We start from the raw sequence: 20,611 nt of genomic DNA, 5'->3' as shown, positions 1-20,611 counted from the left end.
TTTGATTACTTCTCTTATGCATTGATAACTTGTTGAGCCATCAGCTCACAGTCCCGGTCACAACCTGAAGCGATGACTCTTCATCGCCAAGCTGCTCCGATAGGAGGGAGCGACTTTACAGCATAATGTACACGAGTTATACGTCCTAGATCATGGGGGACAAAGACAGGTTCAAGAAGCTCGAGAAGCTCAGAGGAAACGCAACAGCTCTAGGAGGTTGAGAGTTGGGGAAGACTGAGGAAACGTCCTGAAAAAAAGTGAAAGTGAGCGAGGAGCGCTGAACAAGAGATGAAGTTACATTCCAGACAGCAGAGGACTTGAGGTTGGCAGTTGAATCGGTATTCCAGGATATTCCCGTTCTGCTTTATCACAGGCTGGATTCGGTTGCTTCCTATCTGGGATTTCAGAGCACAACGGGACAAGAGCAGATGTCCCCCGCCTCTTACCGCAAGGAGCACAAGCCCCTAGCCTGAGGGCTGGCGGGGATACCCAAAAGCCTCCTGAGGCTGTCGCCGCAGATACCTGCGGCGACACCTGTGCTCCTTCTTGGCGCTGCGGCGGCATTCTGTATGTTTATTCGAGTGCAGGTGGGGATATCTGCCGGGAAATGCCCCTTTAGCCAAGCGGCTGCAGCTGCCCTGCCTGGTAATTATCTACTGCTTCGGCAACAGTCAGATAGCGGTTGTAGAGCCTCAGGCTGCTCAGCCTGCCTTGCATAGAAGGAGCCGCGACAAGCCGGCCGGAGCCGTTCACGCTGCGCATGAACGGGTTAAAGCGGCCGAAGCCGAATTGTCGGGCTGTTCCGCCGTCGCACAGCGTCCCATCCACCACGAAGCTGATGATCTTCGCTCCCCCATCCACAATAACCGCAACACAATGCTCCGTTCCCACCGACAACAAACCGTGATCGCAATCCCACACGGAACGGGTCCGCCCGTCATTCAACTCCATCTCCACGCTGCCTTCAGCGTTGGTGTGCAGGACCACGCCTGCCCCGTCGGCTCCCCGGCAGTCAGTCAGAATCTGTCCCGGTGCCAGACTCTCCAGCACGAACCGCAGCTCCAATGTGAAACTGTCGCCCTTAAGCAAATCTGGAAGCGGCGGGCAATCTGCCGTTACTCCGTTGGAGCACTCTCTTCCCGAGAGCTCAAGCACTAACCCCTCCACTGCAACGGCTACCTCTCCAGACTCTCCTTTCGCCAGGCGCGCTGCCTGCTTCCACATGCCTTCAAGCAGTTCCCGGTCAATTTCATGTACGCGGGCAACCTTCTTCTGAGTTTCTGTAATGAAATACCGTTCTCCATCCTCAATAAAATCCGGATAACTGATTCTTACCGCAGGATCATCCGCGTACAGCACAATCTCTGGCTGAGACCAGTAGATGAAGCCATCCTGCTCCACTCCGCCCGCCAACCATACGGGATTGCGCAGCTCATAGGGCTGTCCCTGTTTCTCCGGCGTCATTTCTGCCGCCCAATTTTTTCCGTGGTTGTGGAACCACAGGATATAGTTGCCGTTAGCGAACCTTCGCACGAAGTTGGCTGCCCGGGGATGCTTGATCTTGCGCCCTCCAGGGATGTATACCGCGTGGGCAGGGGCAGTCCAGGTGTGCCCGTCATCCCTGCTGTACGCATGGCAATTATGCCCTTCCGTAGTCCGGTAAGTGCAGTACAGACTCCCGTCTCCCATACTGACCAGATTATGTTCATCGGCTACTGGGCTGGCAGGAGCCCGAAGTCCCACATCGCCATCGGGAAGAGTCTCCCAGCGGATCAGGGAAGGGTCCTGCTCTGTGAGCAGGTTGTCACTTCGCACGAATGCCCCTTCGGACGATTCCATGAAGCCATCGCCGAAGCTGCCTACCTTGGCAAGGCCGATGTACAGGCTGCCCTTATGGACGACAGGCTTGCACACGCTCCAGAAAAATAACACTTCACCCCCGTAGGGATTGTTCCGGTCAATCTCAAAGCGGCGCACCGGTATCGTATAACGTTGCTCAGACCAGGTCCATCCTCCGTCGTCGGAATACTTGAAGACAAAGTCACCCAAGGTATCCACCCGTCTGGCCGCCCATTCGTACCGGGCAATTACCCGTTCCATGTTATCCCCATTATAGGTGTAAAACGCATAAATGCGGCCGCTGGGAGCAAGAAACGGAGTAACCCACGAAGCCTCGGGAGGACCGGAGGGCTCAATATCAATGAGAGGCGACCAAGTTTTGCCCTGGTCCTTGCTGATCGTAGCAACAATATGCTGATCCCGCTCGCCCTCCTCCCCTTGCCCGGTAGTCATCACGCAGACCCAACTGTCGTCTTTGGCTACTACGACATAGGGCTGATCGCAATAATGCTCCTTCGGAATATGATGGCCGTGAATAATATTACGCCAATCCTGCACAGCATTCCCCTTCTTTCTGCTTCATTATTACTTCCATACGGCAGGATTAAGCAGATTGGCCGGACGCTCTCCCCGCAGAATGAAGGCCATATTTACTGCAGCCTTCATAGCCATAGCCGCCCGTGTCTCCCTGGTGGCGCTGCCGATATGGGGCAAAGTCACCACATTCTTCATGGTAAGAAACGGATGTCCTGCCAGTAGCGGCTCCTGCGCGAACACATCCAGTCCCGCTCCGGCGATCCATTGTTCAGTAAGCGCTTTGATTAGTGCATCCTCATTCACTACCCCGCCCCTGGATGAATTGATGAGGAAGGCATCCTTCTTCATCAAGGCTAGCTCTCTCTCCCCTATCATCCCCCAGGTTCTGGGGGTTAACGGAACCTGCAGCAGCACAAAATCTGAGCGACGCAGCAATACGTCCAAGGAAGCATATTCCAGACCCAACTGCTGTTCATCTCCAAGGATCCGCTCCGGATTGCAGTAGAGCACCTTCATTTCAAACCCCCGGGCCCGCCTTGCAATAGCGCTTCCAATCCGGCCATAGCCGACAATCCCCAGAGTGGCTCCGTAGACATCCTTGCCCAGCATCAGGCTGGGCAGCCAGCCGGACCATTGGCCGCTTTTCACATAATGATCGGCTTCTGGAATGCGCCGGGCGGCGGCTATGAGCAGACCGAAGGCCAGATCAGCGGTGGTCTCCGTCAGGACATCCGGTGTATTGGTAGCGGCAATCCCTCTGCGAGTCAAATCCTCCAGATCCAGATTGTCGTACCCCACGGCAATATTGCACACTGCCTTCAGCTTGGGAGCCCGCTCCAGCACGTCATGCTTGATTTTGTTGCGAGAGTATATAAGCAGCCCGTCAGCCCGGCTCACTCCCTCCAGAAAGTCTTCCTCGTCCAGCATCTCCTCTTCGTCCCGGTAGTCCACATCTGCAACCGTAGACAAGTACTGCACTGTTTCCTCCGGCACCCTGGATGGTATAAATACTACCGGCTTGCCCATTACCTGACCCTCTCCTTTGTCGGATACTACCCTTGACTGCAGCTACCGTCCTGCCGATTCTTCACCTCTGGTTGCATGACGCCTCTGTGCAGCACATCTGCCCCTCCCGCTCCCGCACATATTCTTCTTTAATCTCAATTCCCAATCATGGGGCTTGCGGAACTTTTACATACCCGTCAGTGTAGTCAAATATGTTAGGATCAACGCGGTTACATCCACCTGCAGGCAAGCGGCCAGAGCAATCCGCCCCAGCGGACCTCATCCACATACTGGCCGTTTCACGAATCCGGTCCAGCACCTTCAAACGGTTCCTCCTTTTGCGAACAATTCATCAGTTGATGTGGTTCTCCAATTCGTGCAAGGAAAGAGTAACATAATTTCCCGGCTAATCCATCCACTTATTTTAGCTTTTTTTTGCACTAAATTTTGATTTTATCAGGCGTACATCCACAAGACTTTTTCCTTGGTGGCATCGATGAGAGCTAAGGTGTCCGGCGGAAGCGGCCGAGATGAGGTGCGCTGAATAATGGCTTGCACTACATAACGGAAAAGAGCTTCGGTTACCGCAACAGGAAGCTGCTGCATCGTCCGGCTTAATGGAGAAGCACTGACCGGCGTTACTCCGCAGGCAGCTTGAATGCTTGGGCGGATACTTGAAGAAGGTGGACAGCTCATTGGGATGCCTTACAGAAACGAAGCACCTGGCTCTTGATGTTTTCCACCGTCTCATATTCAAAGGTGAGCTTCGGCAGCGTGGTCACATTCAGCAGGTGGCGGTCATCCTTGAAGGCTCGCAGCAGCGTTCCCCGTATTTCCTCTGTCAAGTCAGGGTGCGCCTTGACCATACGCATCAGGGCCACCGCCGCATGGGAGATGATCTGGTAATACAGCTCATTAAAGTTCTTGCTGGTATTCAGCTTATAGCTGGGCTCCTTGATCTCGTGGTACAGCGGCTTGTCATATTCCCCTTCGTCACACAGGATTTCCCGAAGCAGCGGCAGAGCCTCCCGGTCCCCCAGCTTGCCCAGCACATAAATGGCGATTACGCTGCGGAACTGGTTGGTGCGGCGGCAGTCCTTGTAATAGAAGGCGTCCCGCTCCCGGACAATCTCCCTGAGCACCGGAGCGGCAGCCGGGTCACCGGTCAGCCCCAAACTAATGGCGGAGGCATACCGGAGCAGCCGGTCCTCCGAAGTAAGCCATTCCTTCAACAGAGGAGCAATCGTCGCACCCAGCAGCTTGCAGGAGTAGATAGCAATCCCCGGCTTGTCGGTGGCAAGCTCCGCCATAATAGCCTCCGGGTCCTTCATCCAATGGATCTTCTCCCTGCGGAAGGAATCATCGAACCACATGCCCTTGTTATGCTCCTCCGTGAGGCAGCCCGATTCTTCCAGAATCCTCTTGATCCTGCTGTACGGCACCTGAGCCGGTGCAACACCGTCCAGAGCGGCAAGAGCAGCCGCAACGCCTGCACTTTCACCGCATTTCTGCATATCCCGCTGCATTCGCAGCAGACTGGCTACATCATGATCCATACCCACATGGCGTCCGGCCGCCAGCAGATTCGTGAAGCCCTTGGGCGTCATGGAGCGAAGAGTTACCGGAACCGTGAAGCAGACGGTGCTCAGATTGGCCGCCACATATAAATCCTGCAGTGCATCGGTTTCCAGGGCATGGTCCTTACCATGTTTGTCAAAATCGCAGTAGCCGTAGAATAAGGTTTCTTCCTCCTGCATGCCCGTGATAACCTCATCAATGGCAATATTCTTCTCGGCGTCGATGATCCGGCCCTCTCGAATGCCGATGAAGGGAGCAAAGAACAAGACCCTCTTCTTCTCGTCGCTGAATTCCTCCAGCAACTGGCTGGCGTGGGCCTGAAGAATGCCCCGGGACAGCTCGAAGGGATCATATTGGTTCACATACCCGCTGTCGTGATTGGTCCGGGTAATGGTGCCATTCTCATGCAGCCAGACCTTCACACTGGTAAAAGGTCTGGTTTTGCCGTCAGATTCCCGTCCGGTAACGGTGGCACAGCCTGCCAGCGTCACCACAGCAGAGTCGGCGGTGGCATCAATCAGCACCTTGCAGCCGACATTCCATTGGTTGCCCCCCGACAGCAGCGAAACCCCCTTGATCGTACCGCCCTCCATATAAACGCCGGTTACAGCGGTTTCCAGAGACAGCCTGCCACCCTTTTCGGCAATCCGGTTCTCCATCAGATATTTCTTCGCTTCCACCCGATCCAGAAAATGCTCCCTGCCTATCCCCTGAGCCTCTCTATCGATATCTACATGCAATCCGCCGTCCAGACCGTAATAATAACTGGATACATACCCCATCGTGCCCATTCCGCCGATTCCGGGCAGCCGGTCCACTCCCAGCGTATTGGCTCCTTGGGCAGCAGCCGCAATAACAGCAAGCGCTCCTGCCGTGCCTGCACCGGCCACCAGCACATCGACCTGCTCTGCAAACACTGCTCCCTCTGCCGTTGTTTCCGTCAAATAGCCGTTTACCATTCTTCTATAATTCAGCATGCCAACAAGCTCCTTCCCAGTTGGATTCCCGCTTCCTCACTTTGGGCGGGTCCGGCATATGCGGCGGAAACCAGGAACCGGCGTCCATCCTCTGCCATAAACTTCCCTTGAACCGGAATTTGCTCGAAGACAAAAGCAATCGCGGCTATTTCCCACTCCCCAAGAGCCTCCGGCCGGGAAAGCCATGCCTCCACCAGACGGTGCCGCGCTGTAGCCACCGTTTCCCCCTCCGGGCAGGCCATCTTCAGAATAGCCGTACTGTAAGCATGGCTTTGGGCCTCGGGAACCAGGCTGAAGGCCTCCCATTCCATATCCGGCACGGATTTTCCCTGCTGCTGGATCAGAAGCGCATTTAAGGATTTGCCCTGCAGCCGAACCTCGGGCGCCTCCGCTGTGGTGTCCACCAGGCGGGATGTCTCTACAGTCTGAAAACCGGCTGTGTTATACAGCTCCAGTACATAACCGCCTTCTGCACTGCGCGTCATTCCGGCTACCTCCGTACCCAGCAGCACATCCGCCTCCAGCTCCTTGAACGCCTTATGATAAAATGCTCCCCGAGCATACACCTCCGGCTCCCGGAAGGTATTGACAAACTCATAGGCCACCATTTCCGTTTGGTTCACGATCAGGGTGCTCAAACCGGACTGGACCGTTTTGGCCAATCCGAGAGCGGCTGCCGTGGCTCCGATAATCACCAGATCATACCTCATCCCAGCTTCCTCCTTTTGAAAAAGGGAGACTCTGTTCATCTCCACTTTTTTGCGACTTGTGATACTGCCGTTCTGGCTTTATCATATAAATAAACCTGAATTTCCTCGTCTACTCTTTTGACGGTAATATCTACTTTTTTGCAGGAGGGCCAGGAATGGAGCCTGAGCGAAGCATTTCGATTCAACTCAAATCATTCACCAATCAGACGATCTCCCAGAAGCTCCACGTCTCCCACCGCTTCAAGGCTGTCTGGATCAGGAAGGGCAGCGGCTTCTGGAATATTGCCGGGGATGTATGCGGGGTCAAGGCAAATGACCTGGTCCTGTTGAACAATGAGGAAGAGCGGGTCATTGAACAGGTTACTTCAGAGGAGCAACTGGAATTTTTTATAATGGAATTCGAGCCGCGTCTCCTCTTCGACTCCGGCCTGCTTCCCCTGTTCACAGAGCAGGTGGACGGTTATGCCCACCGGATTGTAGCGGCGGACGACGCTATGCTTCTTATCCTGAAGAGCATCATGGACGAGTCCCACAACCAGGACGGCCTCACCAACCTGATTCTCATCTCCTCCGTCATGCAGCTGTTGGCATTATCCGCCAGACGGACCGGCTTCACACCCGACGGCGGACCGCGGGTGAATCCGCTGATAAAGCAGGTACTGGCTTATATTGACGAGCATTACACCCGGCGGATTACGCTGACGGAGCTGGCAGGGATCGCCCATATGAGCAGCACTGCTTTTTCCCGTTATTTCACCAAGTACAACGGCATCGGCCCCGCCCAATACATCAAGCGCAAGCGCATCGCCCAAGCCATCCGCCTTCTGGAGGAGACGGACCGGACCATTCTGGATATTGCCATGGACTGCGGCTTCCAGAATATCTCCAACTTCTACAAGGCCTTCCACAGCCTGACCCGCCGGATACCTGGGGATTACCGTCCAAACCGCGGGGAAAAGTGAGGGCTGGTACAGGAATCAGCCTAACAGGAACCGTCCTCTGCTGCTGGCCGAAGGTGTGAAGACCATACAAAACTTTACCAAATCTACCGGCAAAGGAGAGGCTGCAGTGTAAACGCGCAAAAAACCGGGAACCTCCGTCCCCGGTTTGTGTTTTTCATCCCTATGGTTGGCATCGGCTGCTGGACTCTGATTAGTGGAGGCAGGTAAGGGAATTCTCCTTCGTGACTCCACGCGCATCTGTCCGTTTGGGGACCCTCATGAGCTGCAACCGTCTTCCATAAACCTAAGCTTTTTACACGTCGCCACACGCTCATCCGCCTGCTCAATGCTGGGTAGACCTTTATGGGTTCTTGTACATTTGGAGAGAGAACCGGTTAAGCAAATATGGGCAGCGGGGCGTAGGGGCTAACGGAACTCAGTGACGCTTAGCGGGGGGAAACCGGCCGATTCGAATTCTTACGGAACCTGAGCGACTCTCAGCGGGGTTCGCAAGCTGATGGAGCGCAATTTTCTCCCGCTAAGAGCTTCACAGTTCCGTTAAAACTCCAAACGGTCGAAATTCACGCTGTAAGGTCCTCGTAGTTCCCTTACGCAGTCCACTTGCCGGACGGTCACATGAATCCTTTACGCCAGTCCGACGCTGCCCGGCTGCATGGCTCGGTTTAGGCTTCCGTCCGCCCCGTCGCGTAGTCACACTTGTTCGTCGGCCGGTCCGTACTCCTGCCCATCAGCCACTCGCTCGTCCGTTGACCCATCCACTTGTCCGTTCCGCTCATCCGTTCCCCACCGCGTCCACTTTACCCGATCAAATCCTCGGCCTCCGCGTCTCCCTGACTGCTCTCCCACAACGTCGCCCGGTTCCGGCCACCATGTTTGGCCATGTATAGTGCCTGATCGGCTCGCTGCAGCAGCTCCTCCCGGATGGAGCCCGCCTCATGCGGAGAGTGGATGGCAATGCCGATGCTCAACGTAACGCAGCTGGAAACCGCGGAGCCGGCATGAAGCAGGGCCAGCCCGTTAATCGCATCCCGGATGCTCCCGGCAATGTCCAGCGCCTTCAAGCTGTCCGCCTCCGGCAGCACCACCGCAAACTCCTCTCCGCCGTACCGGCAGGCGATCCCCCCTGCAGCAGCAGCCTGAGCCTCCAGCGTCATAGCGATTCTTTTGAGACAATGGTCTCCGGCCAAATGCCCGTATGTATCGTTATACGCCTTGAAATAATCGATATCCATCAACAGCACCGCCAATGGAGCGCCGGTATCCAGCGTACGGTCCCAGAACATCCGGTAATACAGATCCATTCCCCGCCGGTTGTAGATCCCCGTCAGCCCGTCCGACACCGATAGCCGCTCCAGCTTCTGATTCGCCTCCAGCAATGCCTTCTCGGATTCCTTGCGCAGGGAGATATCCCGGGCCACCGCCAAACAGACCAGCTGTCCCGACAACCGCAGCATCCTTCCCGATATCTCCACCAGAATGAAGCTGCCATCCTTGCGCACCAGACTCCACTCGAACATCCGCTGCTCCCCCTTCAGAAGACAGCTGTTCTCCGTATCCCGCTCCAGTGCGAGAAAAGCCGGATCATACATGTCCTTGGGCGAAAGCGCCAGCAGCTCGTCCCGCTCATAACCCAGCGCTTGAGCAGCGGCCGTATTGGCATCCAGAATCCGCTGCGGCTGGCCGTCCTCTACTGTAAAGAGATACACCAGATCATGAGCGCTGTAAAACAGCTGGCGGTATTTCTCCCCGTTGTACTGGGCTTCCGCATACAGCTCATTGACCCGAGCCAATTGGCTGTGCAGCAGATAACAAAGCCCGATAACGGGAAGGGAAACCACAACATAATACGTCATCGACCGCAACAGAAGACCATCGGAAGGAAGCACAATGGCATAGGTGGCAAAAATGATCAGATAACTGATGATGTAGCCCGACAGCCACGTGGTCAAACGGTACACGGGAAGACGGCGCACCAGGAGAATGCTGGCCAGCATGGTCGCCAAGGCGCTAAGCAAGCCAACAACGGAGGCCAAGTAAAATCCGCCTTGGGTAAGCCGTGCTGCCGCAATAAAGCCGGTAGCGATCAGAGCGGCTTTGGGCCCGCCCAGCAGAGCAGCCAACAGAATACCGATATTGCGCAGATCCAGCCGTACGCCGCCCTCCAGCAAAACCGAAGAAACCACCAGTAAAACCCCGGCGGTTCCAAACAATATCCCGGTGGTCACGCTGCAGACGCTGTCCCCGGCAGGGCCCTGCCTGACTTGGCCCTCACGCTGGGCCCGCAGGATCAGCAGGTAGTGCCCGAATACACAAAGGAGCAAAATGGATGCATTGGAGATAAAAGGCTGGATCATGGAGCATACCCCTTCGGCTCGTACATAATGTAAAGGTACAGTTCGCTCGAAAGAACTCTTATTCCTTCTTTTTAACCATGTCCAAATCAGATTTAAACAATTTTTTAGCTAAATCTGAAACTTTTTTTGCTTCTTTTGTCCTACATCCAGTTTTATCCCTTCTGCCGGGACGAACAGTCAAATCAACAAATTAAACAATACCGGATCTTTATTCAATTCAATATAGGAAATGCCTTTTTTGCCCATCCGCTCCATTAACGGTTCATAATCCTCCCGGTGCTTCAGCTCGATGCCTACCAGGGCCGGACCGTTGTCCTTGTTATGCTTCTTGGTGTATTCGAACCGGACGATATCATCGTTAGGACCCAACACCTCGTCCAGGAACTCCCGGAGCGCTCCCGCCCGCTGGGGGAAGTTGACAGTGAAATAATGCTTCAGCCCCTCATGGATCAGGGAACGTTCCTTGATCTCCTGCATCCGGTCGATATCGTTATTGCCGCCGCTGACAATACAAACCACCCGCTTGCCGCGGATTTCCTCTTTCATGCTGTCCAGCGCGGCAATGGACAAGGCTCCTGCCGGCTCGGCCACAATGGCATTGTGGTTATACAGCTCCAGAATGGTGGTGCATACCTTGCCCTCCGGAACCAGCACAATGCCGTCCAGAAGCTGTCTGCAAATATCATAGGTCAGCTGGCCTACCCGCTTAACCGCCGCTCCGTCCACAAATTTATCGATCTGGTTCAAGGTCACCACCTGATCCTGGGCAAAAGCCTCTGTCATGGAGGCCGCACCCTCCGGCTCCACACCGATCAGCCGGGTTGCCGGACTCACCGTCTTGACATAAGCCCCTACCCCGGCGGACAAACCTCCTCCTCCGATGGTTACGAACAGATAATCCACCGGACCCTGGCTGTCCTCGAGAATTTCCATACCTACGGTGCCGTTACCCGCAATGATCCCGGGATCGTCAAACGGATGGATAAACACCAGCCCCTCCGACCGGCAGGCATTCATGGCTTCAGCGAAGGCATCGTCGAAGGTGTCCCCGGTCAGAATAACCTCCACCGAAGCGCCGCCGAACATACGCACCTGGTTCACCTTCTGGCCGGGAGTGGTACTGGGCATGTAGATTTTTCCATGGATGCCGAGAGCATTGCAGGAATAGGCCACACCTTGAGCGTGGTTGCCTGCGCTGGCGCAGACGATTCCCTTTTGGCGCTCCTCCTCGGAGAGACTGCGGATCTTGTGGTAAGCGCCGCGGATTTTGAAGGAGCGGACCACTTGAAGATCCTCCCGCTTCAGGAAAACCTCGCAGCCGTATTTCTTCGACAGATACGGGTCCCGTAAGAGAGGAGTTCTGCGGATAACCTCCTTCAGCGCATGATGCGCCATGATGATTTCGCCCATTCCCACGGTTTGGGTTTGGCCTGAGCCGGAGTTGGAGCCGGGATTGGTGTTTGCCATGTGCTGTTCCTCCAATTTATTGATTTACTCGTCTATATGAAGCAGTGAGTGTTCATTTGTAAAAGCGTTAGCGGCTGGTCCAAAAATGCAAATATGCCGTCATTTCCGGTGCGACCAGAGCTGATTTGCCGGTTTGCTAGACGGATTGGCTGGATTGGTTGGATTGGTTGGATTGGTTGAATTGCTGGATTACTGGATTGGTTTGCTTGGTTTGCTTGGTTTGATTGATTGGTTTGCTGGATTACTGGTTTCTGGTATGAGCTCATCCTGCAAAAGTGCAGTTATTTTCGCCGAAAATGGCCTGGGATGAGCCCAACCTGCAAAAGTGCAGTTAAATTACCCGTTTGACTGGAATTTTTGGAATTGGGATTAAAATAACTGCATTTTTGCAGGATAAATGTGCTAATAGGGCATTTTCAGCAAAAATAGCTGTACTTTTGCAGTAAGGCACCAGAAGCACGCCGCAAAAATGGTGACGCTCCAGCGGTCGCGCTTGGGCGGTCGCGCTTACGCCGTCCGCCACCCGCCACCGGCAGTCCGCCGGAACACAAAAAAATCCCGTCCCCTAAGGGACGAGATTCATATCTCGCGTTACCACCCTTGTTCCGCGCCCGTAAGATCCCACGGCCGGAGGACAAGCCATCGCCCTCTCTCCGCCGGTCCTCAAGGGAAACGGCCACTCCATCCGCGCACACTGCTGATGCGGGGCCCGTATAACGGCAGGCTGCCGGCACAGGTCTACTTCCGCCCGGTAGGACGTGTATGCGCAAACCCTAGGGAGTTCACACACACGCACTATGGCAGGTTCAACCGGCTTCTCGGAGATGATATTCGGCGGAGACCTCTCGCATTGGCTCGCAGCAATCGCCAACTCTCTGGAGCGGAAGCTTCATCCGCGTACTCGTTCTCTTCAATGAATTTCATGTTCCACTATCCTGTTGAATCAGTTATACAATCTTACGGCGCCATTGTCAATCATGCCTATGCTGGCCCTGGGCTTTCCGCTGCGGGCGGGCCGGCTGCAGGACAGGTACGGAGGCCGAGCCCCCTCCGTTGGACCCGGACTCCCCTTCGAACCGCTTGCGTTCCGTCCGCTCGATCTGGACGATGCGGCCGCCATGGACGATAATTTGCACATTGCCAAACTCCAGTCCGTTCAGACTTTGCCTGATGCGCTCCAGCCAATCCTCATTGATTTCCAGCGGAGAACCCATTCTCCTACCTCCCCACAGCCTTCTTCCCTACATGTATGCAAACCCCGTAGTGTTCAGGGTGCCTTGCAGTTGCTCCATGTGTGTAAATCCCGAAGTGTTCAGGGTGCCTTGCAGCGCCCAGCCGCCTATAGCCCCAGTACCGCATGCTCCGCCTTCAGGGCATTCTCCACAATGGCAGGCGACGGGCCTTCATATACATAGAGGCGGTGAATCATCACCCAGATGTCATCCCCCGTATTCAGCACCGCCTTCTCCAGCGGACGGTAAATGGTCAGCCGGTGTCCGCCCAGCTGCACCTCCAGCTGCCAGCGGCTGCCGCAGAAGAGAGTGTCTACGATGCGGCCCTCATCTGCCGCCAAGGGCTGGGACAGCTCGCTTCGCCTGCCCGCCTCGATAAACTCCGGCCGCACAATGGCCTTGCCGTAGTCCTCATAATCGGCGAAGCCCTTCAGCACCCCCGGATTATCCAGCACCCGGGATTCGCCCACGAAGTTCGCCACAAACGGAGTGTCCGGCTCGCTGTAAATAGCCAGCGGCGCTCCCTTCTGCTCCAGCCGTCCGCCCTGGATGATCATGATCTCATCGGCCACCTCCATGGCCTCCTCCTGATCGTGGGTGACGAACACGGTGGTAATGCCTACCCGCCGGATGGTTTCCTTCAGCCAGGCGCGGAGCTCCTTGCGGACCTTGGCGTCGATGGCGGCGAAGGGTTCATCCAACAGCAGGAGCTCCGGCTCCGGAGCCAAGGCGCGGGCGAAGGCCACACGCTGCCGCTGGCCGCCGGACAGCTGGTTGGGATAACGCTTCTCCAGACCGGCCAGACCGGTCAGCTCCAGAAGCTCACGGACACGGCGGTCCACATCCGATTTTTTCCATTTTTTCACTGTCAGCCCAAAGGCAATGTTGTCGTACACATTCATATGCCGGAACAAGGCATAGTTCTGGAACACAAAGCCGATATGCCGCTCCTGGGGAGGCAGATGGTTAATCACCTGGCCGTTGAACCGGATCTCCCCCGAGTCAGGCTGCTCCAGTCCTGCCAGCATGCGGAGAATGGTGGTTTTTCCGCCGCCGGAGGGTCCCAGAAGGCCGATCAGCTTGCCCTTCTCAATGCTGAAGCTGACATCATTGGACGCGACGAAGCTCCCGAAGGTTTTGCGCAATTGCTGGACTTCAATATGCATAGCCGGTCACTCTCCTTCCTTCGCCAACCCTTGGTGATGCTTCCACTCGACCACTGCTTTGACAATCAGCGTGATCACAGCCAGGAGCACCAAAAGAGAGGCAACCGCAAACGACGCGGAAAATTTATAATCGTTGTACAAAATCTCAACCTGCAACGGCAGGGTGTTGGTTTCCCCGCGGATATGTCCCGACACCACGGACACGGCCCCAAATTCGCCCATGGCCCGGGCGTTACATAAGATGATGCCGTACAGGAGGCCCCATTTGATATTGGGCAGCGTCACCTTGGTGAAAATCCGCCAGCCCTTGGCGCCAAGAGTAGCCGCCGCTTCCTCCTCCTGGGAGCCCTGGGCCTGCATCAGGGGAATCAGCTCCCGGGCGACGAAGGGGAAGGTGACGAAGCTGGTAGCCAGAATAATGCCGGGCAAAGCGAACACAATCTTGATGTCGTTGGCCTGCAGCCAAGGCCCGAACCAGCCGTGGGCGCCGAACAGGAGGATGAAGACCAGACCGGCGATAACCGGTGAGATGGCAAATGGCAGATCGATCAGGGTAATCAGGAAATTCTTGCCCTTGAACCGGAACTTGGTGATGGCCCAAGCCGCCGCCACCCCGAACAACGTGTTAAGAGGCACTACAATAAGAGCCGTCAGCAGGGTAAGCCGTACCGCCGCCAACGCATCCTTATCCCGGAGAGCTGCGAAGTAAACCTCGGCCCCTTTGCGGAAGGCCTGCATAAACACTGTGACAAGGGGCATAAGCAGCACCAATACCAGGAACAACAGCGCAATGGAAATCAGAATGATGCGCACCGCCAACGGCTCTGTGGTGGAGCCGGTTTTGGGCTGGTTGCCGGGGGTATTCAGCCTTCCCGCTACTCCGCCTGCCATGGAATCCGCCCCCTCTCGATGGAGAATCCGCCGCTTGTGAAGGAATACAGCCGTTTATGCATCATGGACCGACATCCTCCTTCTGGCGCGCCACTGGAGATAGTTAATGATGAGAATCATCAGGAAGGAGAACAGCAAGAGCACCACCGCAATGGCCGTCGCTCCCGTATAATCGAACTGCTCCAGCTTCATCATGATAAGCAGCGGGGCGATTTCCGTCTTCATGGGCATATTGCCGGAGATGAACACCACCGAGCCGTATTCCCCGATGCCACGGGAGAAGGCCAGGGCGAAACCCGTCAGGAGGGCGGGCAGCACCTCCGGGAGAATAACCCGGAAGAAGGTTTTAAGCCGGTAAGCACCCAAGGAAGCAGCCGCTTCCTCGATCTCCTTGTCCAGCTCCTCCAATACCGGCTGCACCGTCCTCACCACAAAGGGCAGGCCAATGAAGATCAGGGCGATGGTAATGCCCATTGGCGAATAAGCCGATTTGATCCCGATTTTGGCGAAAAGACTGCCCATCCAGCCGTTTTCGCTGTAAATGGAGGTCAAGGCAATGCCGGCTACCGCCGTCGGCAGGGCAAAGGGCAGATCCACCATGGCGTCGATGATTTTTTTGCCGGGGAATTTGTAACGGACCAGCACCCAGGCTACCAGAAGTCCGAAGAAGGCATTGATAAGAGCAGCGGATAAAGAAGTGGTGATGCTGATCCGGTAGGAGGCCAGAACACGGTCATCGGTGACCGTATCCCAGAACTTCCCGAGACCCATGGACACGGATTTCAGAAACAACGCGGATAAGGGGAACAGCACGATTACACTCAGATAGAAAATCGTGTATCCCATGGATAGGCCGAAGCCCGGCAGCAAATGCCGCCTTTTGGTCAAGCAGCTCATACCAACACTCCCGTTTTAGCCGGCTGATCCGGTATAAAATCGATTTGATTGCGCCTTACTTGGACGGCTTATAAATTTGGTCAAATACGCCGTTGTCGGCAAAATGGGTTTTCTGGGCGTTGGCCCAGCCGCCGAAATCCTTGTCAATGGTAACCAGCTTGATGCTGGGGAACTTATCCGCGTACTTCTTGGCTACGGATTCCAGACGCGGGCGGTAGAAGTTCTGGGCGGCAATCTCCTGGCCAGCTTCGGTATACAGGTATTCCAGATACGCCTTGGCTACCTCGGCGGTGCCGCGCTTATCGGCCACCTTATCCACGATGGCTACCGGGGGTTCGGCCAGAATGCTGATGGACGGATTGACGATTTCGAATTTGCCCTCGAATTCCTTCAGAGACAGGTACGCCTCATTCTCCCAGGCGATCAGGACATCGCCGATCCCCTTCTCTACGAAGGTAGTAGTGGAGCCGCGGGCCCCGGAGTCGAGAACAGGCACGTTCTTGAACAGCTTGGTGACAAAATCCTTGGCTGCGGCCTCATCCCCGTTGTTCTTCTCTTTGGCATAAGCCCAAGCCGCCAGATAATTCCAGCGGGCGCCGCCAGAGGTTTTGGGGTTGGGGGTAATTACGCTGATCCCCGGCTTCACCAGGTCATCCCAATCCTTGATGCCCTTGGGGTTGCCCTTCTTCACCAGGAACACAATAGTGGAGGTGTAGGGAGAGCTGTTATCCTTCAGCTCGGACTGCCAGCCTGTCTTGATCTGGCCGGATTCGACGATGGAGTCGATATCATAGGCCAACGCCAGCGTAACCACATCCGCCTCCAGGCCGTCCACTACCTTCCGGGCTTGGGCCCCTGATCCCCCATGGGACTGCTTCACGGTGACGGTTTGGCCGGTTTTCTGCTTCCAGTAGTCTGCAAAGGATTTATTATAAGCTTCATAGAGCTCCCGGGTCGGGTCATAAGAAACGTTGGTCAGCTCCACAGCCTTGGGAGCCGGTGCGGTTGACGCCGCTCCTGCCGCTGTGGAACCTGCCGGAGCGGAGGCCTCCTCCTTGCCGCCGCAGCCGGCCAGAATGCCTACCAATGCCAGTGATACCGCCGTCGCCGCCAAAATATGTTTTTTCATATGTTTTCTCCTGCCTTCAGGTTGAATTTGGTGAGGATCGCCGGTGGTCCGGTAGATCATAATTAATCCTATAAATTTACTATGATTTATATTGTGCTCATTTTAGCACCCCGCCTTCCCTTTCGTCAATGGTTTGGGCGAAGTTTTATTTCATTTTTTGGAAGTGTCCATAAGAATTTCTTATAGTAAGACCAAACGCCGCTCAACAGTAACGATGCTATTTTATTCCAAGAGGTAGGCAGATGTTCCCTGTATTCGGCGGTTTTACGAGCCCATCTTCCACCAAAGGCAAAACCGCTTGGATTTCCCGCCCTTCTTGTGGGATAGGCCGCATTCTTTTTGCTCTGTTTCCCATGATAAGATGAAAGGGACTGGCACTAAACAGGGGGGTGATGCGGTTGAGGAAGCATCCGGACAGAATAAAATCGGCAGCGTCGCGGAACATGCTCTACAAGCTCTCCTTCAAGCAGCGCATCTGGGCCTCCTTTGTGCTGCTGATTACACTGGCCATTGCCGCCACCGGCTCCATCTCCTATCTCATCGCCTCCCGGGTGGTCCAGAAGAATGCCTTCCAGTCCAGCCAGGATACGGTGAACAAAGCCGCCCAGATCGTAGACGACAAGCTGCGCAACACGGCCAACTCCGTACGCGCGCTCATGCTCAGCGACCCCTTCAAGCAATTGATCCGCGATGTGCAAAGCGGCAACGTTAGCCGTTATTATCATCATTTATCTGCCCTGCAGGCGGTTTTCTCCCAGGCCAATTTCAGCGACCCGCTAATCGAGAATATACTGGTGGCCACGCCCATCGGGGAATTCTATTTCCTTAACTTTGTGCGCAATCCCGCAGCCTCCTTCTACAACACGGATATGTACCGGGAGATCAAAAACACCCGCCGCGGCGTATGGGTCCAAGGCCATGAGGATACCTTTTTCTCCAGCCGGCAGCGGGTGCTGTCTCTGGTGGTGGAGGGAGTAGGCGAGGACCCCCAATTTCCTCCCTTCGATACCTATGTCATCGTCAACATTAAGGAAAGAGAGCTCCTGCGGCTGTCCACCCAGAATCTGTCCAAGGACGGTCGGGAGTATTATGTGATTAATCCCCAAGGGGAGCAGGTGATCCGTTCCGACTCCTCCCCGGTTTGGGGAGACACACCTCCGGATTTCCCGAAGCTGATGGGCGAAGAGGATCAGGGCTCTTTTTTCTACGAGGGCAAATCGGAAACCTACATGCTGAACTATAAACGGCTGGATATTAACCACGACCGGGGCTGGATGGTGGTTGGGGTGCAGTCCAAGGACCAACTGCTCCGGGAGGTCAGCCAGATCAAACAAACCGCGTATCTCACCATGCTGGGTTTTGTGCTGCTGTCGCTGCTTTTCGCCAACAAGCTGACCACAGTGCTTCTCCGGCCGCTCTATAAGCTGCAAACCCTGATGCGCCGGGTGGAGGACAATGATCTGTCCGTCCGCTTCGAAAGCAAATTTCAGGACGAGGTGGCCCAGGTGGGATCCCGCTTCAACCGGATGCTGGATGAGATCACCCGCCTGATTGAGGATGTGAGGAAGGGTGAAACCGAGAAGCGCAGGTCCGAGATGAAGGCGTTGACCGCCCAGATGAACCCGCATTTTTTCTATAACACGCTGAATACCATCTACTGCAAATCGGTGCTTGGCGAAAATGAGGATGCCAGCGCCATGATTCTGGCCTTATCGGAGATGTTCCAGCTGAGCCTGAACGCCGGCAAGGAGCTGATTCCGCTCCAGGATGAGCTGCGCCATGCGGAGCAGTATGTGGCCATCCAGCAGATCAGCTACGAGAATCTGTTTCTATATGCGTCGGAGGTGGAGGAGGAGCAGCTGCTCCAATGCCTGGTACCGAAGATTATCCTGCAGCCGCTGGTGGAAAACAGCATCCTTCACGGCTTCCGCAACCGGCGGAGCGGCGGGGAGATCCGCGTAACCGTCAAGTCCGGCGATGGCATTCTGCGGCTTACGGTAGAGGACAACGGCGAGGGTATACCGTCTGCGAAGGCCGACTCTCCCACTGTGGAAAACCGCCCCCGTTCCCGTCACGGCTACGCCTTGCCTAATATTACCCACCGCCTGCAGCTGTACTTCGGCAATGAAGCCGGCATGGCCATGACAAGCCGCCCGGGGGAAGGAACTTCGGTTGAGATTTGGCTGCCCATAGTAGAGGAGGAGCATAAGGATGAGCGGTAAACGCCTGAAGCTGTGTGTCATTGACGATATTAAAAGTGTAGCCGATATGATCACGACCCGCATCCCCTGGGAGGAGCATGGCATCGAAACAGCGGGCAGCGCTCTGGACGGGGATGAGGGGCTGGAGCTGGTGCTGCGGGAGAAGCCGGATATTGTACTCTCCGACATCCGTATGCCCCGTATGGACGGGTTGGAGATGACCCGCCGGATTCTCGAGGCTTTGCCCCACTGCAAGGTGATCATTCTCAGCGCCTATACGGATTTTGCCTACGCCCAGCAAGCCATCCGGCTGGGTGCCTTCGACTTTGTGAAGAAACCCTTCTCCGTCAAGGAGATTGCCGACATTGTGCTGAAGGCCCGGGACGCCCGGTTGGAGGAAATGAAGGGGCAGGCCCATGTGCAGGCGATGGAGCAGAAGATGCGGGACAGCCTGCCAGTCCTCCGGCAGGAGTATTTTCACTTATTGATGCATCATTCCACCGATATTCCCCGGGCGGCGGCCCGTTGGGAGTTCCTCCAGCTGGAGCTTGTGCCGCGGGATTTCGCCGTGCTGATTGCGGAAATTGACCATTTGTCGGAGAAGTACCGGGACATGCCCGTCCAGGAGATGGAGCTGGTCCGTTTCTCCCTGCAGAATATTCTGGAGGAAACCGTGGCCCGTTTCACCAAGGGCATCATCTTCCGGGAATCCATGAACCGCTACGTGGTGGTCATCAACTGCCGCGACGATGCCGAGGCGCTTGCTGTGGCGGAGGCCTGCTGCGTGAACATCGCCACCTATACCAAATTCACCATTTCTATCGGGACTGGCCTCTACGCGGCCGGGGTGGACGAGCTGCCCCGCTCCTATAACCAGGCGCTGAAGGCCCTGTCCTATCATTTCTATACCGGCGGCAACGGAGCTCTTGGCTTCGGCGCCCTGACCTTGGAGCGGGAGCCTGTACCGGAGGCCTTCTTCTCCCGGGAGCCGGAGCTCCTCTTCGCTCTGCGCTCCGGCAACAAGGGCAAGTGCATCCCGCTGCTGGAGGGGATGCTGGACAGCCTGACCGGGGAGCTGGGGGTTCTTCTTGCACCTGAATTTGTTGAGACCCTCTGCTGCGAGCTGGCCTCCAAGCTCTACCGGGTGCTTCTGGAGCTGTTCCCCCAGGATCAGCTCACCACCTTCGAAACACAGCTGGCCGTTATCAAAAGCGCTGGCCCCGTGTCCTTCCAACGCCTCCGGGAGCTCCTGCTGGAGTTTACCAGAGAGGGCTGCGAACGGGTGGAGGGCAGCCGGCGGCTGGAATCCAAGCGGATTATTCTGGAGGCGATGGCCTATATCCGCTCCCATCTGCAGCTGGATTTGAGCCTGGAGCATTGCGCACGGCAGTTTAATTTCAGCCCCGGTTATTTCTCCAATCTGTTCAAAAAGGAATCGGGCATGTCCTTCCAGCATTTTGTCATCCAGGAGAAAATGGAAAAGGCCAAGGCCATGCTGCTCTCCGACCATCAGGTACAGGAAATTGCCCGGGAGCTGGGATATGAGCACCGCCGTTACTTCAGCGAGGTGTTCAAAAAATACACCGGCCAAACCCCATCGGAGTTCCGTGACGCCAACCTGTAGCGAAACCTGCCCTTCATGTGGAGTTTGCCTCATTATGCTTGA

Annotated in this window: 16 protein-coding genes; 5 read left to right on the top strand and 11 right to left on the bottom strand. The window is 55.7% G+C overall.

Features of this window, described 5'->3' with window-relative positions; genetic code table 11:
* Nucleotides 1-323 precede the first annotated feature (323 nt).
* Nucleotides 324-473 carry a hypothetical protein gene (locus ACI1P1_RS07845; protein WP_416215812.1) on the top strand — a complete coding sequence of 50 codons (150 nt, stop codon included), beginning with the start codon at nt 324-326 and terminating at the stop codon, nt 471-473.
* 142 nt (nt 474-615) lie between these two features.
* On the opposite strand, the gene ACI1P1_RS07840 is transcribed toward ACI1P1_RS07845, so the two are convergent.
* The 4 genes from ACI1P1_RS07840 to ACI1P1_RS07825 form a co-directional block, all read right to left on the bottom strand.
* On the bottom strand, nt 616-2,397 hold the full coding sequence (locus ACI1P1_RS07840; protein ID WP_416215811.1) for an exo-alpha-sialidase: 1,782 nt from the start codon (nt 2,395-2,397) through the stop codon (nt 616-618).
* A gap of 27 nt (nt 2,398-2,424) precedes the next feature.
* Entirely contained in the window at nt 2,425-3,402 is a 978-nt protein-coding gene (locus tag ACI1P1_RS07835) for a 2-hydroxyacid dehydrogenase (RefSeq protein WP_416215810.1), read from the bottom strand.
* Between the two features lie 671 nt (nt 3,403-4,073).
* Entirely contained in the window at nt 4,074-5,936 is a 1,863-nt protein-coding gene (locus ACI1P1_RS07830; protein ID WP_416215809.1) for an FAD-dependent oxidoreductase, read from the bottom strand.
* Nucleotides 5,930-6,646: a hypothetical protein gene (locus tag ACI1P1_RS07825; protein ID WP_416215808.1), complete on the bottom strand. Its 717-nt coding sequence runs from the start codon at nt 6,644-6,646 to the stop codon at nt 5,930-5,932. Before ACI1P1_RS07825 ends, ACI1P1_RS07830 begins: the two co-directional genes overlap by 7 nt.
* 155 nt (nt 6,647-6,801) lie before the next feature.
* Here ACI1P1_RS07825 and ACI1P1_RS07820 point away from each other — a divergent pair, with 155 nt between their 5' ends.
* Nucleotides 6,802-7,608, top strand: coding sequence for a helix-turn-helix domain-containing protein (locus ACI1P1_RS07820; RefSeq protein ID WP_416215807.1), 807 nt, complete (start codon nt 6,802-6,804; stop codon nt 7,606-7,608).
* A gap of 797 nt (nt 7,609-8,405) precedes the next feature.
* Here ACI1P1_RS07820 and ACI1P1_RS07815 read toward each other — a convergent pair.
* Together ACI1P1_RS07815 and ilvA are read right to left on the bottom strand one after the other, a co-directional pair.
* Nucleotides 8,406-9,962 (bottom strand): diguanylate cyclase, encoded by a 1,557-nt coding sequence (locus ACI1P1_RS07815; protein WP_416215806.1) that lies wholly within the window; start codon nt 9,960-9,962, stop codon nt 8,406-8,408.
* Nucleotides 9,963-10,139: 177 nt separating this feature from the next.
* A complete protein-coding gene (ilvA, locus tag ACI1P1_RS07810) occupies nt 10,140-11,429 on the bottom strand; it encodes a threonine ammonia-lyase IlvA (RefSeq protein WP_416215805.1) in 1,290 nt (429 codons plus the stop codon).
* Between the two features lie 172 nt (nt 11,430-11,601).
* Here ilvA and ACI1P1_RS07805 point away from each other — a divergent pair, with 172 nt between their 5' ends.
* Nucleotides 11,602-11,739 carry a hypothetical protein gene (locus ACI1P1_RS07805; protein WP_416215804.1) on the top strand — a complete coding sequence of 46 codons (138 nt, stop codon included), beginning with the start codon at nt 11,602-11,604 and terminating at the stop codon, nt 11,737-11,739.
* A gap of 661 nt (nt 11,740-12,400) precedes the next feature.
* Here the strand turns inward: ACI1P1_RS07805 and ACI1P1_RS07800 are convergent.
* The 5 genes from ACI1P1_RS07800 to ACI1P1_RS07780 form a co-directional block, all read right to left on the bottom strand.
* On the bottom strand, nt 12,401-12,643 hold the full coding sequence (locus ACI1P1_RS07800) for a YezD family protein (RefSeq protein WP_416215803.1): 243 nt from the start codon (nt 12,641-12,643) through the stop codon (nt 12,401-12,403).
* 125 nt (nt 12,644-12,768) lie between these two features.
* The gene (locus tag ACI1P1_RS07795; protein WP_416215802.1) at nt 12,769-13,827 is read right to left on the bottom strand and encodes a sulfate/molybdate ABC transporter ATP-binding protein; all 1,059 of its coding nucleotides are present in this window, start codon (nt 13,825-13,827) and stop codon (nt 12,769-12,771) included.
* Nucleotides 13,828-13,833: 6 nt separating this feature from the next.
* Entirely contained in the window at nt 13,834-14,718 is an 885-nt protein-coding gene (gene cysW, locus ACI1P1_RS07790; RefSeq protein WP_416215801.1) for a sulfate ABC transporter permease subunit CysW, read from the bottom strand.
* A 54-nt stretch (nt 14,719-14,772) separates the two neighbouring features.
* Entirely contained in the window at nt 14,773-15,615 is an 843-nt protein-coding gene (gene cysT / locus ACI1P1_RS07785) for a sulfate ABC transporter permease subunit CysT (protein ID WP_416215800.1), read from the bottom strand.
* A 55-nt stretch (nt 15,616-15,670) separates the two neighbouring features.
* Nucleotides 15,671-16,744 (bottom strand): sulfate ABC transporter substrate-binding protein, encoded by a 1,074-nt coding sequence (locus ACI1P1_RS07780; protein WP_416215799.1) that lies wholly within the window; start codon nt 16,742-16,744, stop codon nt 15,671-15,673.
* Between the two features lie 398 nt (nt 16,745-17,142).
* On the opposite strand from ACI1P1_RS07780, the gene ACI1P1_RS07775 reads away from it, so the two are divergent.
* Nucleotides 17,143-18,966, top strand: a complete 1,824-nt coding sequence (locus ACI1P1_RS07775; protein ID WP_416215798.1) for a cache domain-containing sensor histidine kinase — start codon at nt 17,143-17,145, stop codon at nt 18,964-18,966.
* Nucleotides 18,956-20,569: a response regulator gene (locus ACI1P1_RS07770; protein WP_416215797.1), complete on the top strand. Its 1,614-nt coding sequence runs from the start codon at nt 18,956-18,958 to the stop codon at nt 20,567-20,569. The genes ACI1P1_RS07775 and ACI1P1_RS07770 overlap by 11 nt, the downstream gene beginning before the upstream one ends.
* Nucleotides 20,570-20,611 lie beyond the last annotated feature (42 nt).

This window comes from Paenibacillus mesotrionivorans (genome assembly GCF_046098205.1).
Lineage (GTDB): Bacteria > Bacillota > Bacilli > Paenibacillales > NBRC-103111 > Paenibacillus_AR > Paenibacillus_AR mesotrionivorans.
Note: the sequence above shows the minus strand (reverse complement) of the source record. Positions and strands in the feature narration are given on the sequence as shown.

Excerpts from the sequence above, each read along its gene's own strand:
- ACI1P1_RS07835 (WP_416215810.1), bottom strand. The coding sequence starts at position 3,402 with ATGGGCAAGCCGGTAGTATTTATACCATCCAGGGTGCCGGAGGAAACA.
- ACI1P1_RS07830 (WP_416215809.1), bottom strand. The coding sequence starts at position 5,936 with ATGCTGAATTATAGAAGAATGGTAAACGGCTATTTGACGGAAACAACG.
- ACI1P1_RS07825 (WP_416215808.1), bottom strand. The coding sequence starts at position 6,646 with ATGAGGTATGATCTGGTGATTATCGGAGCCACGGCAGCCGCTCTCGGA.
- ACI1P1_RS07820 (WP_416215807.1), top strand. The coding sequence starts at position 6,802 with ATGGAGCCTGAGCGAAGCATTTCGATTCAACTCAAATCATTCACCAAT.
- ACI1P1_RS07815 (WP_416215806.1), bottom strand. The coding sequence starts at position 9,962 with ATGATCCAGCCTTTTATCTCCAATGCATCCATTTTGCTCCTTTGTGTA.
- ilvA (WP_416215805.1), bottom strand. The coding sequence starts at position 11,429 with ATGGCAAACACCAATCCCGGCTCCAACTCCGGCTCAGGCCAAACCCAA.
- ACI1P1_RS07800 (WP_416215803.1), bottom strand. The coding sequence starts at position 12,643 with ATGGGTTCTCCGCTGGAAATCAATGAGGATTGGCTGGAGCGCATCAGG.
- ACI1P1_RS07795 (WP_416215802.1), bottom strand. The coding sequence starts at position 13,827 with ATGCATATTGAAGTCCAGCAATTGCGCAAAACCTTCGGGAGCTTCGTC.
- cysW (WP_416215801.1), bottom strand. The coding sequence starts at position 14,718 with ATGGCAGGCGGAGTAGCGGGAAGGCTGAATACCCCCGGCAACCAGCCC.
- cysT (WP_416215800.1), bottom strand. The coding sequence starts at position 15,615 with ATGAGCTGCTTGACCAAAAGGCGGCATTTGCTGCCGGGCTTCGGCCTA.
- ACI1P1_RS07780 (WP_416215799.1), bottom strand. The coding sequence starts at position 16,744 with ATGAAAAAACATATTTTGGCGGCGACGGCGGTATCACTGGCATTGGTA.
- ACI1P1_RS07770 (WP_416215797.1), top strand. The coding sequence starts at position 18,956 with ATGAGCGGTAAACGCCTGAAGCTGTGTGTCATTGACGATATTAAAAGT.